The sequence below is a fragment of the Paenibacillus sp. FSL R7-0216 genome (assembly GCF_037969915.1).
GTDB lineage: Bacteria > Bacillota > Bacilli > Paenibacillales > Paenibacillaceae > Fontibacillus > Fontibacillus rhizolycopersici.
The window spans coordinates 3,195,660-3,210,815 of the sequence record NZ_CP150222.1 but is presented as its reverse complement, the minus strand read 5'-3'; the positions used below and the strand labels follow the sequence as shown (position 1 = coordinate 3,210,815).

Sequence of the window (15,156 nt, the reverse complement as noted above, 5' to 3'; positions counted from 1 at the left end):
AAGTGGGTGTACTTGTGGCTGAGGTAATTGTTATCGGAGCAGGACCGGCGGGAGCCAGCGCAGCGCTTTTCTTAGCCAAAGCGGGTAAAGAAACGCTCGTTCTGGACAGCAACGCTAGCATGACCAAACGGGCATGGATCGAGAATCATTACGGCGCGAAGGATATTTCCGGACCGGATCTTCTAAAGATCGGGCGGGAGCAAGCGGAGAAATTCGGCGCGAAATTCATTGAAGAAAAAGTGACGGGCGTAGATACCAACGGCGGATCGAAAGTGACTGTCAAGACCGAATCCGGCCGCAGTTATGAAGCGTCCCATATCGTATTAGCCACTGGTGCCTTAACCGATCTTGCAAGCGCTATCGGCTTGGAGCTGAAGGATGGCCGGGAACCTAGAATCAAAACCGTGATTGCTACCGATGGCGAGGGCCGTACGAGCATTCCGCGCGTTTGGGCAGCAGGAACGGTTGCTGGGGTTAGCGTGCATACGATCATCACCGCCGGTGACGGTGCGAAGGTTGCAATCGAGCTGATCAGTGAGCTGAATGGCGAGCGTTACGTTGATCACGACGTACTTAAGTAATAAATAAGAACATACGACAGGCCTCCTGAGACAGGGGGCCTTTTTATTTTATAAGGCAATCAGGTTTATGGCGAAGTGAGCGCAATCACCAAGCAGGTGTACCTCGTGAAGTATGGTGAAGAGGTAAGCTTGACTTCATTATTTCAGGAGGTTTTAGAAATGAATATCAATCCAATAGAATTTCAAATGACCGATAAAGTTCGAGATATCGTGCTGCGGTTTCCCAAAGCTGCGGATTATTTCCGGCAACGGAAAATCGACTTTTGCTGCGGGGGAAACCGTCCAATTACCGAGTCAGCGGAAGAAAGCGGCGTTCCGGTAGAGCTGTTGCTGGAGGACTTGAACCGTATGTTAGCTGAGCATCCGCATACAGGAGGAGAAGAAGGCTGGCTTCAAGCGTCATCTGCGGACCTGGTTGAACATATCGTAGGCAAACATCACCGTTATTTACGGGAGGAGCTCCCGGAAATTCAAAAATACGTGACGAAGGTCTCGCGCGTTCACGGTGAAATAGATCCTCACCTGCTGGAGGTGGCCCGATTGTTCGGCGAGTTGCGGCGTGAGCTGTTGGCGCACAGTGACAAAGAGGAGGCCGAGGTATTTCCGAAGATGCTCAACTGGGATGCAGGCCGCGAACCGGAAGTGCTCGAAAAACTGCAGGGCGCGATTGCCGATTTGGAATCGGAGCATGACGGTGCAGGGAATATCTTGAAACAGCTGCGCGAGCTCACCGGGGATTTTCAACCGCCGGCTCATGCCTGCACGACGTACCGTCTGACTTACGCGCGCCTGGAGGAGTTGGAGGGAATGACCTTTACGCATGTACATCTTGAAAATAACGTGTTATTCCCGCGATACACAGAATAAGTGGCCTTTCGCTTCCGCGAGCCGCCGTTTGTATAAAATTTGAGAACCTGCGCCTTGTCCGGTATCCTTAAGATAAGGAATATTCTATTGCCCGGGTTGGGACAATGATACGAGAAGGGCAGGGGGCGGCAATGCACAAGAGATGGCGATGGCTTGTTGGATGGATGGCAGGAATAGCAATAATCGTGACGGCTTGCGCCCAAGGCCAAATTACGGATCAACCGGCACCGGCGGAAGCACAGAGAGCCGACAAAGAACAACCCCACGACATCACGTTGACGATCGACGGGGGTACCTTTATCCCCGATGTGACGCGCAGCCTGCATTACGATTATATGGCTGGGCTAACGGCACGTCATGCGCTGGAGAGCAGTGGGATCGTGAGGTTCACGGAGGATCAATCGGCAATCCAATCGGTTGGGGAAGTGTCGCTGGATTCTACCCTGGAGTGGGGAACGCAGTTGAATGACAAAGAGCTGGATCCCAGCGACTGGGATCATGAGTTGAAGATTGGCGACAAGCTGCTCGTCTATGTCAAGACGGTCGATAGCTTTGAAGCGATCCCGCAGCAGGCGTCCTTGCTATTGATTATCGATGGGGGCAGTCCGAAGAAGAAGTATTACGTCAATAAATACGACGATAACACGACGGTCAGGGATCTTCTGAAACGCAGCGGCATCGTTCAGTTTAGTCCCACCAACAAATCCATCGTATCGGTCGGCGGGTATACTCCCCAAGAGAACGAACATTGGATCCTGAAGGTGAACGGAAAGAAGCTGCTGGATACGGGGCTGGATATGAGATTAAAGCCACAGGACAATGTGGAAATTGTCTTAAAGCAGAAATAGATGTAGGTACTCGACAAAACTTATGGAATCCGCAGTCCTGGTCATAACCGGGGTTGCGGATTTTTTCAATAGGTTCATGAAAATAGTTATGACAAAAGTTTGTGTATTCTTTCACAATTAATGTGAATGCAATCACAAGGTATCTGCAATTTTAAATTTATACTAAGAGCATCACTTAAAAATTGAACTATCGTAAAGACACTAGAGATCTAGGTATTTATAGGAGGAGGCATTACGAATATGGGAACGGACAGAGAGAAACTGGTCGTGATCGGGAACGGAATGGCCGGCATCAGCGCCGTGGAACAAATCCTGAAGTTGACTACGAAATTTGACATTACGGTCTTCGGAAGCGAGCCGCATCCGAACTATAACCGGATCATGCTGTCGTATGTGCTGGAAGGCAGCAAAACGATGGATGACATCGTATTGAATGATTTGAATTGGTATAAAGAACATGGGATTACGCTGCATATGGGGACCACGGTCGAGCGGATCGATGCGGAGGCCAAAGAGGTTGTGGCCGATAACGGGCAACGCGTTCCGTACGATAAAGTGTTGATTGCTACCGGCTCGACTTCGTTTATTCTGCCAATTCCGGGCAGTGATAAGGAGGGAGTCGTTGGATTCCGCGATATCGCAGACTGTGAGCAAATGCTGCAAGCGGTCAACACCTATAAGACGGCGGCCGTGATCGGCGGCGGCTTGCTCGGTTTGGAAGCGGCCAAGGGGCTAGTGCAGCTTGGCATGGACGTGACGGTCGTGCATTTGATGGAAGATTTGATGGAACGCCAGTTGGACCATCAAGCGGCAGGCATGCTGCAAGCGGAATTGGAACGTCAGGGCATCAAGTTCAAGATGGGCGCACAAACGACGGAGTTGCTAGGGGATAACCGGGTACGCGGGCTGCGGTTCGCGGACGGCACGGAGCTTCCGGCGGAATTCGTTGTTATGGCGGTAGGGATCAAACCAAATGTCGCCGTTGCCAAGGCCAGCGGAATGGAAGTGAATCGCGGGATCGTGGTCAACGACTACATGCAAACCTCGCTGGAGGGAGTCTATTCGGTTGGTGAGTGCACCGAGCACCGCGGAATCTGTTACGGTCTGGTCGCACCGCTGTTCGAGCAGGGGAACGTGATGGCCAAGCATATCAGCGGCGTAGACACTCCACCTTATGAAGGTTCGGTCGTATCGACCAAGCTGAAAATTTCCGGCGTAGATGTCTTCTCGACCGGCGAATTCATCGACGGGCCGGAACATACGGTCATCGCGAACAAGGACGATTGGAAACGTACGTATAAGAAAATCTTGCTGAAGGATGGCAAGCTGGTAGGTGCGGTGCTGTTCGGCGATATCACGGATTCGGCCGAACTGCAGAAGCTGATCAAGCAAGGCGCAGAAATGACCGACGAATTGTACGAGTCGCTGATGGGCGGAGGCTGCTGCGGCGGCGGAGCCAAGAAGAAGGCCTCGGTCGAAACGATGAGCGACGAGGAAATCGTCTGCGGCTGCAACGGGGTTACCAAGGGTACGATCGTGGATTGTGTTGTTAATCAAGGTATGACGACGGTGGACGAGATTAAGGCATGCACCGGGGCGACCCGTTCTTGCGGCGGGTGTAAACCGGTCGTGGAGCAAATCTTGCAATATGTACTTGGAGACGGCTTCACGCAAACGGCGAAGCAGGGGATTTGCGGCTGTACGACGCTGAGCCGCGATGAGATCGTTGCGGAAATTAAGGAGAAAGGGCTGCAGACCACCAAAGAGGTTATGAACGTACTCGGATGGTCGCAACCGGAAGGCTGCTCGAAATGCCGGCCCGCCATCAACTACTACCTGGGCATGATTTACCCGGATACGCACGAGGATGAGAAGGCTTCGCGTTTCGTCAACGAACGGATGAACGCCAACATCCAGAAGGACGGCACTTACACAGTGGTACCACGGATGTACGGCGGCGTAACAACCCCGGAAGACCTGAAGAAAATCGCCGACGTGTCCTTGAAATACGATGTCAAAGTGGTGAAGGTCACGGGCGGACAACGGCTCGACTTGATCGGGGTGAAGAAAGAAGATCTGCCGAAAGTTTGGGAAGAGCTGGATATGCCGTCGGGGTATGCTTATGCCAAATCGCTGCGTACGGTCAAAACATGCGTTGGTTCGCAATTCTGCCGCTTCGGGACTCAGGACTCGATGGGTATGGGCGCGCTGCTGGAGCGTAAATTCGAACGGCTTGATTTCCCGGCCAAATTCAAAATGGCGGTTAACGGCTGCCCGCGGAACTGCGCCGAATCGTGCACGAAGGACATCGGTATCGTCGGTAATGATGGCGGTTGGGAAATCTTTATCGGCGGCAATGGCGGGATCAAGGCGCGCTTGGCGGATTCGCTATGCAAGGTAAAAACCGATGAGGAACTGATCGAGCTGTGCGGTGCAATCATGCAATATTACCGTGAAACCGGCAACTACTTGGAGAGAACGTCGGAGTGGGTGGAACGGATGGGGCTCGAGCACATTCGCTCGGTTGTCGTCGACGACACCGAGAACCGCAAGGCGTTGATGGAACGGATTGAATTTGCCTTGACTCAAGTGACGGATCCATGGCAAAAAGTGCTGAACGACGATGATCAACGCGGTAAATTGTATCATTCGTTGGAAATGAGCAACCAGCTGTAATGTAGCGTCTAAAGCGAAAGGGGTTATCAAGCATGAAGATGGAGTTGAGTGGGGATACGTTTTACCCTGTGGGCGCCTTGGAGGAGTTCCTGCCACAGATCGGTCGGGTGGTGGAATTGGCCGGTCAGTCGATCGCGGTGTTTCGTACGTCGGATGGTCGCATTTTTGCGGCATTAAACCAGAATCCCCATCCGAAGGGCGGACCGCTGGCCGAGGGCATCGTTTCGGGTCATTATCTGTATGATCCATTGTACGATTGGAAAATCGACCTGACCACCGGACAGGTTCAAGCGCCGGATACCGGCCAGGTGACGATGTTTCCGGTCAAGGTGGAAGAGGGACAGGTTTTCGTTGCCGCAGCGGTGCTGCAGCAAGCGTAGCGGGATGAACTGAAGCGCGGTGATCGAGAGGTCGCCGCGCTTTTTTTGAAAGCAAGGCAGGCTTCATATGGGGGAGGAACACAAATGTTTACGCAAAACGTGGAAGCGATCGTGGAAGCGGCCGTCAAGAAAAAAGAAAAGATGAACGAAAGTCTGCCACGGTATCTCGTGTCGGCCATGCTGGCAGGGGCGTATGTCGGGTTGGGGATCATTCTGATCTTCAGCATCGGTGGGCCGTTGGCTGCGGTCAAATCGCCATATCAGACGATGCTGATGGGGATGTCCTTTGGGCTGGCGCTGACGTTGGTTGTGTTTGCTGGCTCCGAACTGTTCACCGGCAATAATATGTTCTTTACGGCTAGTACGCTCGCGAAGCGGACAACGGTTGGCGATACGGCGAAGAACTGGACTCTTGTTTTTCTAGGCAACCTGGCAGGTGCGTTGGTGCTTTGTCTGTTAATCGTCGGCAGCGGTTTGTTTAAGACGGCCGCGCCGGAGCATTTGATCTTTGCCGCTTCCGCCAAGAAGATGGGGGCTCCGGTGACAGAGCTGTTCTTTCGCGGGATTCTGTGCAACTGGCTTGTTTGCTTGGCACTTTGGATGGCGAACCGGGCCAAGGAGGATATCGCCAAGCTCGTCTTGATCTGGTGGTGCCTCTATGCGTTTATCGCGAGCGGGTACGAGCATAGCGTGGCCAATATGACTTTGCTCAGCTTGTCGCTGCTGCTACCGAATCATCCGGATACGATTACGGTCGCTGGATGGTTGCACAACATGGTGCCGGTTACACTAGGCAATATGGTTGGCGGCGCCGTGTTTGTCGGTATGGCATATTGGTTCATTTCGCCTGTGCGCAAGAAGGCGTAGGACATAACAGGAGCTGAGAATGGTCCCCCAAGTTCGTCTATCATAGACAAGGCTTGGGGGATTTGCTTTGTTTATATGAAGAAGAGCAAAGCAAAAAACCGTCCAACCAAAGAAGGGACGGTTCGATACGCTAGCACTAGCGTCTATTGGTGATGAAGCTGCGGGCAATTAGATACGGCAAATTTCGTTCGGGCATAGCTCGCAGTGACAAATATCCTGCAGCATCACGAGGTCTTTGATCACGATCATGCCGTTCTCGTACTCCAGCGCGTCTTTCTTGCGCAGATCGCTCAGCATGCGGTTGACGCTCTCGCGCGTTGCTCCGATCATGTTGGACAAGTCGGTGTGAGTGATCTTCTTGTTGATCAGAATCGTGTCTCCATGTTGTTCGCCATACGTATTGCTAAGGCGAATCAGTGTCGAGCACAATGCGCCTGGTTTGCCGTACATCATCAAATCACGGAATTTCGTCTGGGTCAAACGGTGATGGATTCCCATCCATTTCATGAAATCGATGGCGAAATCGCAATGCTGGCAGATCATGATTTCCAGATCCTTTTGCTCGATGACGCCTATTTCGCAGTCTTCGATGACTTCGGCGGTGAAGCTGTGCTTCGTGCTGAAGAACGGATCGGCCTGACCGACCATGTCGCCACGACCATACATGTAAAGGATCAATTCCTTGCCTTCATCTGTCGATTTGGTCAACTTCACGCGGCCGCGCTTGATGTAGAACAGTTTATCGGAAAAGTCACCTTCCCAGAACAAATGCGTCCCCTCGGGATATGCTTTGTCTTTCATCGTAACGAGAAGGCGATTGAAGTTTTGCTCTGTAAAACAGCTCGTATTACCGCGGGGCAGGGTGGCATTTAAAATTTCACTCATCATCGATTTCCCCTTTGTACTCCAAATTTTTCTGAAAATTTTAAATTAATTATATAACGTTTTTTCGGTTTTTTGGGGGCCGTAAAGCCTGAAAAAGTGTCGAAATTTCAACATTGTGAGAAAATTCACTTTGTCAGATGATAGAAATGCGCTATGTAATGCGCACAATAACAGGCTTGGGCTTACAAAAATCAATTCAAAATTTTCACACAATGTAAAGTATATATGAAAATAAAATCATGGCAAGTGAAAACTTTCAACTTTTTTAAAGTATGTGAAATAATTCACTATACAAAGACCATCCCCTGTGCTATGATCAAGACATAAAGAGAAGCACACAAGCTTCATAAGGGTTAGCTTGCAAGTGAAAATTTTCACTAGACATTGATCACCCGTACCTGCAGGCAAAATCCTTAAACCACTTAGGAGGATGAGAGAGATGGCCGTTAAAAACGAAGTGGCTCCAAAAGCACAGGCAACCGCGCAAGATTACATTCAAACTTTGATCGACAAGGCGAAGAAAGCATCCGAAGCCTTCATGAGCATGGATCAAGAGCAAATCGACAACATCGTGCAAGCCATGGCTTTGGCGGGGCTCGACAAACACATGCATCTCGCGAAACTGGCGATTGAAGAAACGGGCCGTGGGGTGTACGAGGACAAAATCATCAAAAACATGTTTGCGACGGAGTACATCTGGCATAGCATCAAGTACGATAAAACGGTAGGCGTAATCGAAGATAGTCCTTACGACAACTTCCAAAAAATCGCCGAACCCGTGGGAATCATCATGGGGATTACCCCGGTGACAAACCCAACGTCAACCACCATCTTTAAATCTCTGATCGCCATCAAAACACGTAACCCGATCATTTTCGGTTTCCATCCATCCGCTCAAGCCTGCAGTACGGAAGCCGCTAAAATATTGCTCGAAGCTGCCGTTAAACACGGCGCACCGGCCGATTGCATCCAGTGGATCGAAAATCCTTCCATGGATCGCACGAACGCTCTGATGAATCACCATGACATCGCCTGCATCTTGGCTACCGGCGGATCCGCAATGGTTAAAGCCGCTTACAGCTGCGGCAAACCGGCACTGGGTGTTGGCCCTGGTAACGTTCCTTGCTTCATTGAAAAGAGCGCAGACCTGGATCAAGCGGTCAACGACCTGATCCTTTCCAAAACGTTCGACAACGGCATGATTTGTGCATCCGAGCAAGCGGTCATTATTGAAGAACCGATTTTCGACCAAGTGAAGAAGAAAATGATCGCCAACGGTTGTTATTTCGTTAATAAAGATGAAGCTGCGAAGCTGACTGCAGGCGCGATCATCGCCGACAAATGTGCAGTGAATCCTTCGATCGTCGGCCAACCTGCGGTAAAAATCGCGGAAATGTGCGGTATCGACGTGCCGGCTGGAACGAAAATTCTCGTTGCTGAAATCGAAGGCGTGGGTCCGAAATTCCCGTTGTCTGCTGAGAAATTGAGCCCTGTACTCGCTTGCTACAAAGTGAAAAACGCGGAACAAGGCATCGAACGTGCTCTGGAAGTCGTTCAATTCGGCGGCATGGGTCACTCCTCGGTCATCCACTCGGATAATGAAGAAGTGATTCAAAAATTCTCGGAACGGATGCCGACTTGCCGGATCCTGGTAAATCAGCCTTCCTCGCAAGGCGGTATCGGCGACATCTACAACACGAACCTGCCGTCGCTGACGCTGGGCTGCGGATCGTATGGACGCAACTCGACTTCGTCGAACGTCACGGCTGTCAATCTGATCAACGTGAAAAGGGTGAATCGTCGTACCGTGAATATGCAATGGTTTAAAGTGCCTAACAAAATCTACTTCGAGAAGAATTCGACGCAATACCTGGCCAAAATGCCGGACATCTCCCGCGTGCTGATCGTCACTGACCCGATGATGGTGAAGCTGGGCTATGTGGAAAGAGTGGAACACTATCTGCGTCAACGCCAAACGCCGGTTGCTATCGAAGTGTTCTCGGATGTCGAACCGGATCCATCGACGACGACCGTGGAACGCGGGACCGAGTTGATGGCCAAATTCCAACCGGACTGCATTATCGCCTTGGGTGGCGGTTCGCCAATGGATGCGGCGAAAGGCATGTGGCTGTTCTACGAATATCCGGATACCGACTTCCATAACCTGAAGCAAAAATTCATGGATATTCGCAAACGGATCTACAAATACCCACGTTTGGGACAAAAAGCGAAATTTGTTGCGATTCCAACAACGTCGGGTACGGGTTCCGAAGTCACCTCGTTTGCGGTTATTACGGACAAAGTCAACGGCAACACGAAATATCCTTTGGCGGATTACGAGTTGACGCCGGACGTGGCGATCATTGACCCTGAATTTGTATACAGCTTGCCGAAGGTTGCGGTAGCCGATACCGGTATGGACGTACTGACACATGCGATCGAAGCTTACGTGTCGGTGATGGCCAACGACTTTACGGACGGCCTCGCGATCAAAGCGATCCAACTGGTGTTCGAGTGGTTGGAGAAATCCGCGCTGACCGGCGACAAACTGGCCCGCGAGAAAATGCACAACGCTTCGACCCTGGCGGGTATGGCGTTCGCGAACGCATTCCTCGGCATCAACCACAGCTTGGCGCATAAATGGGGCGGCCAATACCATACGGCGCATGGACGCACGAATGCGATCCTGATGCCGCACGTGATCCGGTACAATGCGAAGAAACCTACGAAATTCGCCGCTTGGCCGAAATACACGAACTTCGTGGCCGACGAGCGTTACGCGGAAATCGCCCGTATCCTGGGACTTCCGGCTCGCACGACGGAAGAAGGCGTAAAGAGCTTGATCAAAGCCATCCGCGACCTGAACAAAAAACTGGGCATTCCGGAAACGTTCCAAGAGCTTGGCTTCGATGCGAAGGATTTTGAATCGCGCGTCGATTACTTGGCAGATCGTGCCTTTGAAGACCAATGTACGACGGCGAATCCGAAGCTGCCGCTCGTAACTGAACTGGCTGATGTATATCGCGACGCCTTCTACGGAAGATTTGAAGAATAAGTGAACATCGCTTCGTGAAAACGTGACAAATATCACTTAATGTGATATTTGTCACAATCTTTTTATAGGACATAAGCTATGATTACATTATAAATGATCCCTCATAGAGTGATGATGGAGTGGAACCCCGGTCCGGATGGCCGGGCACAATTATTGTCTAAGTTGTGAAAAGTATCACAAATTTTAGGGATCATGAGGCGCGGGATATATCCTTCAAACCGCGACCACTATATAAAATGGAGGGAATAAAGATGTCGGTGATCGAAAAAGAAGTGCAAGAAGTGCAAAACGCATGGAGAGGCTTCAAACCGGGCAAATGGATGAATGAGGTGAATACCAAGGATTTCATCGATACGAACATCACGCCTTATGTAGGTAACGAATCTTTCTTGAAAGGCGCTACGGCTAACACGAAGGCCTTGTGGGAAATCGTATCGGGCTTGTCCAAGAAAGAAAGAGAAGCTGGCGGCGTATTGGATGTTGACGTAAACACGCCTTCGACCATTACTTCCCATGCTCCTGGATACCTTGACAAAGACAAAGAACAAATCGTTGGTGTGCAAGGCTCCGCGCCTTTCCGACGCACGATCCGTCCTAACGGCGGCATCCGGATGGTTATTACCGCTTGTAAAGCTTACGGCTTTGAGCTTCCGGAAGATATCGTGGATCTGTACACGAACGTTCGTAAAACACATAACCAAGGCGTATTTGATGCCTATACTGCAGATATGAGAAACGCTCGTCATACCGGGATTATCACCGGCTTGCCAGATGCTTACGGCCGCGGCCGCATCATTGGCGACTATCGCCGCGTAGCCCTGTACGGCGTGGACTTCCTGATCAATCAAAAGAAACAAGAGCATGCCGAACTTGATGTTGACGTGATGAGCGAAGAAGTCATTCGCCAACGCGAAGAGTTGTCCGAGCAAATCCGCGCTTTGGGCGAGTTGAAACAACTGGGTCAAATGTACGGGTTCGACATCGCTAGACCAGCAAACAATGCGAAAGAAGCTTTCCAATGGCTGTATTTCGGATACCTTGCAGCCGTTAAAGAACAAGACGGCGCTGCAATGTCCCTTGGCCGCGTATCTTCGTTCCTCGACGCTTATATCGAACGCGACCTGGCTGAAGGCGTGTTGACGGAAGAAACGGCTCAAGAGCTGGTTGACCACTTCGTCATGAAACTGCGGATCGTAAAATTCCTGAGAACTCCGGAATATAACGAATTGTACAGCGGCGACCCAACTTGGGTAACCGAATCGATCGGCGGGATGTCCGTACAAGGCGTAACCCGCGTAACAAAGAACAGCTTCCGCTTCCTGCACACGCTCTACAACCTGGGGGCTGCTCCAGAACCAAACCTGACCGTGCTCTGGTCGGATAAACTGCCGGACGCGTTCAAGAAATTCTGTGCCAAAGTATCGATCGAAACCAGTTCGATTCAATACGAAAACGACGATTTGATGCGTCCGATCTACGGCGACGACTACGGTATCGCTTGCTGCGTATCTGCAATGAGAATTGGTAAACAAATGCAATTCTTCGGCGCTCGCGCGAACTTGGCAAAATGCTTACTGTACGCGATCAACGGCGGTAAAGACGAAAGATACGGATCGCAAGTAGGTCCGGAATATCCAGCGATCACTTCCGAATATCTCGAATATGACGAAGTCATGAAACGTTTCGTTCCAATGATGGAATGGTTGGCTAAATTGTATGTAAATACGCTGAACGTCATTCACTTCATGCATGACAAATACGCTTACGAACGGATCGAAATGGCGCTTCATGATCGTGATATCCTGCGTACGATGGCTTGCGGTATCGCTGGTCTGTCGGTTGTGGCCGACTCGCTTAGCGCGATCAAATACGCGAAGGTTAAACCTGTTCGCAATGAGAATGGCATCGCCGTTGACTTCGTTACCGAAGGCGAATACCCTTGCTACGGCAACAACGACGACCGTGTTGACCAAATCGCGGTGAACTTGGTAGAAACATTCATGGGCATGATTCGCAAACACCAAACTTACCGGAACGCTTTGCCAACACAATCGATCTTGACAATTACCTCGAACGTTGTATATGGTAAGAAAACAGGTACAACGCCTGACGGACGTAAAGCCGGCGAACCGTTCGCACCAGGTGCGAACCCAATGCACGGCCGCGATAAGAAAGGTGCCTTGGCTTCCCTGAGCTCGGTAGCGAAACTGCCTTACGAGCACAGCTTGGACGGCATCTCGAACACCTTCTCGATCGTACCTAAGGCGCTGGGCAAAGACGAAGATACCCGCATCTCGAACCTCGCTTCGATGATGGGCGGATACTTCGGCAGCAACGCACATCACCTGAACGTTAACGTATTCGACCGTGAGACTTTGCTAGACGCAATGGATCATCCAGAGCAATATCCACAGCTGACGATCCGCGTATCGGGTTATGCGGTGAACTTCATCAAGTTGACTCGCGAGCAACAGCTTGATGTCATCAACCGGACGTTCCACGGCAAAATGTAAGAACCTTCTGCTGACAGGCAGCAATAATACAAGCTGAACGATAGAATGGGGAGTTAGGCCAATCGCCTTTCTCCTCATTCTTTTATCGGCCGGCTTATCATGGAAAGGGTGACGGAAGATGCTTAAAGGTCGCATACATTCATTGGAAACTTTCGGAACGGTAGATGGGCCGGGGATTCGCTTCGTCCTCTTTATGCAGGGCTGCTTGCTGCAGTGCGAGTATTGCCATAACCCGGACACCTGGAGCCTGACCGAAGGCAAGGAAATGACCGTAGAAGAAGTGCTTGCCGAAATCGAGCCGTACTTGAGTTATTACCGTTCTTCGGGCGGCGGACTGACGGTATCCGGCGGCGAAGCCACGCTGCAGGCGCCGTTCGTCACCGAATTGTTCCGGGAAGCGAAGAAACGCTGGAACCTTCATACGACGCTGGATACGAACGGATACAATGAAGGGGACAAGATTCGCGATCTGCTGGACGTGACCGATTTGGTGCTGCTGGATTTGAAGCATATCGACAACGAGAAACATATCAAGTTGACCGGCAAGCCGAATGATCGGATGTTGAAGATGGCGCACTGGTTGTCTGACCACGACCGGAAAATGTGGATCCGTCATGTTTATGTTCCCGGCATCCACGAAGATGAGCAGGATTTACTGGAGCTTGGGCGGTTTATCGGCAGTCTCCGAGGCGTAGAAAAATTCGAAATTCTCCCTTACCACCAAATGGGGATTTACAAATGGCAGGAACTCGGTTGGGCTTATCCACTCGAAGGCGTGCCTTCCCCGACGGATGAGGAGATCGAAAGAGCTTATCGGTTGATTCATGAAGGCGAGCAGCAAACCGCAGCTAAATCCTAAATATGTGTAAGTAAATCTAACATCAAAACTTAATATCCCAACCTCAAACGGTTAAACCTTTCGATAGATGTTAGGTTTAACCGTTTTCATTTTGCGATTTAGATGATATTATCCCCTTAATAGAAAAATGTCCTCCTTATCAAAGCTGATGGCGCTTTCTATAATGAGGGTGTATCACATAAACGAGTTTGAGGAGGGTCTATAGAACATGAGGAAGAGTTTAACGCTGTTGCTATCTCTTGTGTTTATCGCATCCGCGCTGCTGGCGGGCTGCGGCAATTCCAATTCCGGGAATAACGGAAAGAATGCTGCCCCGGCGAACGAAGGTCAGAGCACGTCGAATGCGGGGACGGAAACGGAAACGAATAACGATCCGTTTGAAATCACGATCCGTCACACGCAGGTTGGGGATTCCAAGAAATTCCGCCTGGCGATGCTGGAGGACGTAGTCAAACAAACGGAAGCCGCCGTGCCAGGCTTAACCATCAAGCTGGATGCGGTCGATTCTGAAGTAAACCGCAAAGAAAAACTGCGGGGTGAGATGGCCGCAGGCAAACCGCCGGAAGTCTTCGACGTATTCGGCAGCCCGGATGCCCAGCTGTATGCCAAAGAAGGCTTGATGCTGGACTTGACGCCGATTATCGAGGAGTTGGGCATTAAAGATAAATTTACGACACTGGATCCGTTTACCCTGGACGGTAAAGTGTACGGCCTGCCGATCGGCGGTTCGATCGAAGGCTACTTCTACAATAAAGAATATTTCGAGGCCAAAGGCCTGCCGGTGCCTAAGACGCTTGGAGAACTGGAGCAACTCGCCGAGAAAATCAAGGCGGACGGTAAAATTCCGTTTGCTCAGTCCTCCAAGGATGCTTGGATTCCGCTGATGACAACCAACAATCTGTGGTCGTACTATGCTGGACCGGAGATCACGTATGGCTTCAAAACAGGTACAACAAAATGGACCGATGAGAAGATGGTTACGGCCATCGCGAAACATCAGGAATGGGTACAAAAGGGTTACTACAAAAAAGGCGAGCTGGGTTTCGAATACGCAGATATGAGAAACCAAGTCATTACGGGCGAAGCGATCATGATGATGGACGGCTCCTGGGCCAACTCCGTGTTCCGTGATCCGGCTCAAGCCGGCGATATGGTCGGAAAAATCGGGTTCTTCAATATGCCGCCGGTGAACGCAGGCGATCCGGTAGTTGTCATGCAGGACGCCAATAACGGTTATGGCTTCTCCAGCGCCGTTGCAGAGGATCCGCGGAAGCTTGAGGCTGTTAAGGAATTCATCAAGAACATGTGGACGGACGAAATGCAACTGCGCGGCTTGAAAGAAGACGGTGTACTGCCGGCGATGAAAATGGATCTGGAACAAATGAAAACGGCGTCCGACGACCCGTTGATGCAGGATATATTCAAAGCGGTCAGCGAAATCGGCACCTCGTTCCCGGCATTTGACGCCCTCGTGCAAGCGGAAGTCAACACGGCGCTTAGCATGGGCATCCAACAAATCATCGGCGGTGAAATCGAACCGGCGAAGATGCTGGAAAATGTACAGGCGGCGCAAGAAGCGGCCAATGCCGCAGCAGAGTAATCATCTAATATGATCATCGAGCAAG

General features: G+C 50.9%; 11 protein-coding genes. 10 read left to right on the top strand and 1 reads right to left on the bottom strand.

Features of this window, described 5'->3' with window-relative positions:
- The first annotated feature begins 14 nt into the window (after positions 1–14).
- The 6 genes from MKZ15_RS14635 (at position 15) to MKZ15_RS14610 (ending at position 6,219) form a co-directional block, all read left to right on the top strand.
- Positions 15–581: an FAD-dependent oxidoreductase gene (locus MKZ15_RS14635; protein WP_193415892.1), complete on the top strand. Its 567-nt coding sequence runs from the start codon at positions 15–17 to the stop codon at positions 579–581.
- Between the two features lie 159 nt (positions 582–740).
- Complete coding sequence (ric, locus tag MKZ15_RS14630) at positions 741–1,448, top strand: iron-sulfur cluster repair di-iron protein (RefSeq protein WP_339816674.1); 708 nt, start codon at positions 741–743, stop codon at positions 1,446–1,448.
- Between the two features lie 131 nt (positions 1,449–1,579).
- Positions 1,580–2,296: a hypothetical protein gene (locus tag MKZ15_RS14625; RefSeq protein WP_339816672.1), complete on the top strand. Its 717-nt coding sequence runs from the start codon at positions 1,580–1,582 to the stop codon at positions 2,294–2,296.
- A gap of 240 nt (positions 2,297–2,536) precedes the next feature.
- Positions 2,537–4,972: a nitrite reductase large subunit NirB gene (nirB, locus tag MKZ15_RS14620; RefSeq protein ID WP_339816670.1), complete on the top strand. Its 2,436-nt coding sequence runs from the start codon at positions 2,537–2,539 to the stop codon at positions 4,970–4,972.
- Positions 4,973–5,004: 32 nt separating this feature from the next.
- Positions 5,005–5,352 carry a nitrite reductase small subunit NirD gene (nirD, locus tag MKZ15_RS14615; RefSeq protein ID WP_193415896.1) on the top strand — a complete coding sequence of 116 codons (348 nt, stop codon included), beginning with the start codon at positions 5,005–5,007 and terminating at the stop codon, positions 5,350–5,352.
- Positions 5,353–5,436: 84 nt separating this feature from the next.
- Positions 5,437–6,219 carry a formate/nitrite transporter family protein gene (locus MKZ15_RS14610; protein WP_339816669.1) on the top strand — a complete coding sequence of 261 codons (783 nt, stop codon included), beginning with the start codon at positions 5,437–5,439 and terminating at the stop codon, positions 6,217–6,219.
- 168 nt (positions 6,220–6,387) lie between these two features.
- Here the strand turns inward: MKZ15_RS14610 and MKZ15_RS14605 are convergent, their stop codons facing one another.
- Entirely contained in the window at positions 6,388–7,104 is a 717-nt protein-coding gene (locus MKZ15_RS14605; RefSeq protein WP_155605494.1) for a Crp/Fnr family transcriptional regulator, read from the bottom strand.
- Between the two features lie 439 nt (positions 7,105–7,543).
- Between MKZ15_RS14605 and adhE the strand changes: the two genes are divergently transcribed.
- From adhE to MKZ15_RS14585, 4 genes are all read left to right on the top strand, one after another.
- The gene (gene adhE / locus MKZ15_RS14600) at positions 7,544–10,159 is read left to right on the top strand and encodes a bifunctional acetaldehyde-CoA/alcohol dehydrogenase (protein ID WP_339816666.1); all 2,616 of its coding nucleotides are present in this window, start codon (positions 7,544–7,546) and stop codon (positions 10,157–10,159) included.
- A 251-nt stretch (positions 10,160–10,410) separates the two neighbouring features.
- Entirely contained in the window at positions 10,411–12,672 is a 2,262-nt protein-coding gene (gene pflB / locus MKZ15_RS14595) for a formate C-acetyltransferase (RefSeq protein ID WP_339816664.1), read from the top strand.
- Between the two features lie 118 nt (positions 12,673–12,790).
- Entirely contained in the window at positions 12,791–13,531 is a 741-nt protein-coding gene (pflA, locus tag MKZ15_RS14590; RefSeq protein ID WP_339816663.1) for a pyruvate formate-lyase-activating protein, read from the top strand.
- A gap of 208 nt (positions 13,532–13,739) precedes the next feature.
- Positions 13,740–15,131 carry an extracellular solute-binding protein gene (locus MKZ15_RS14585; RefSeq protein ID WP_339816662.1) on the top strand — a complete coding sequence of 464 codons (1,392 nt, stop codon included), beginning with the start codon at positions 13,740–13,742 and terminating at the stop codon, positions 15,129–15,131.
- Positions 15,132–15,156 lie beyond the last annotated feature (25 nt).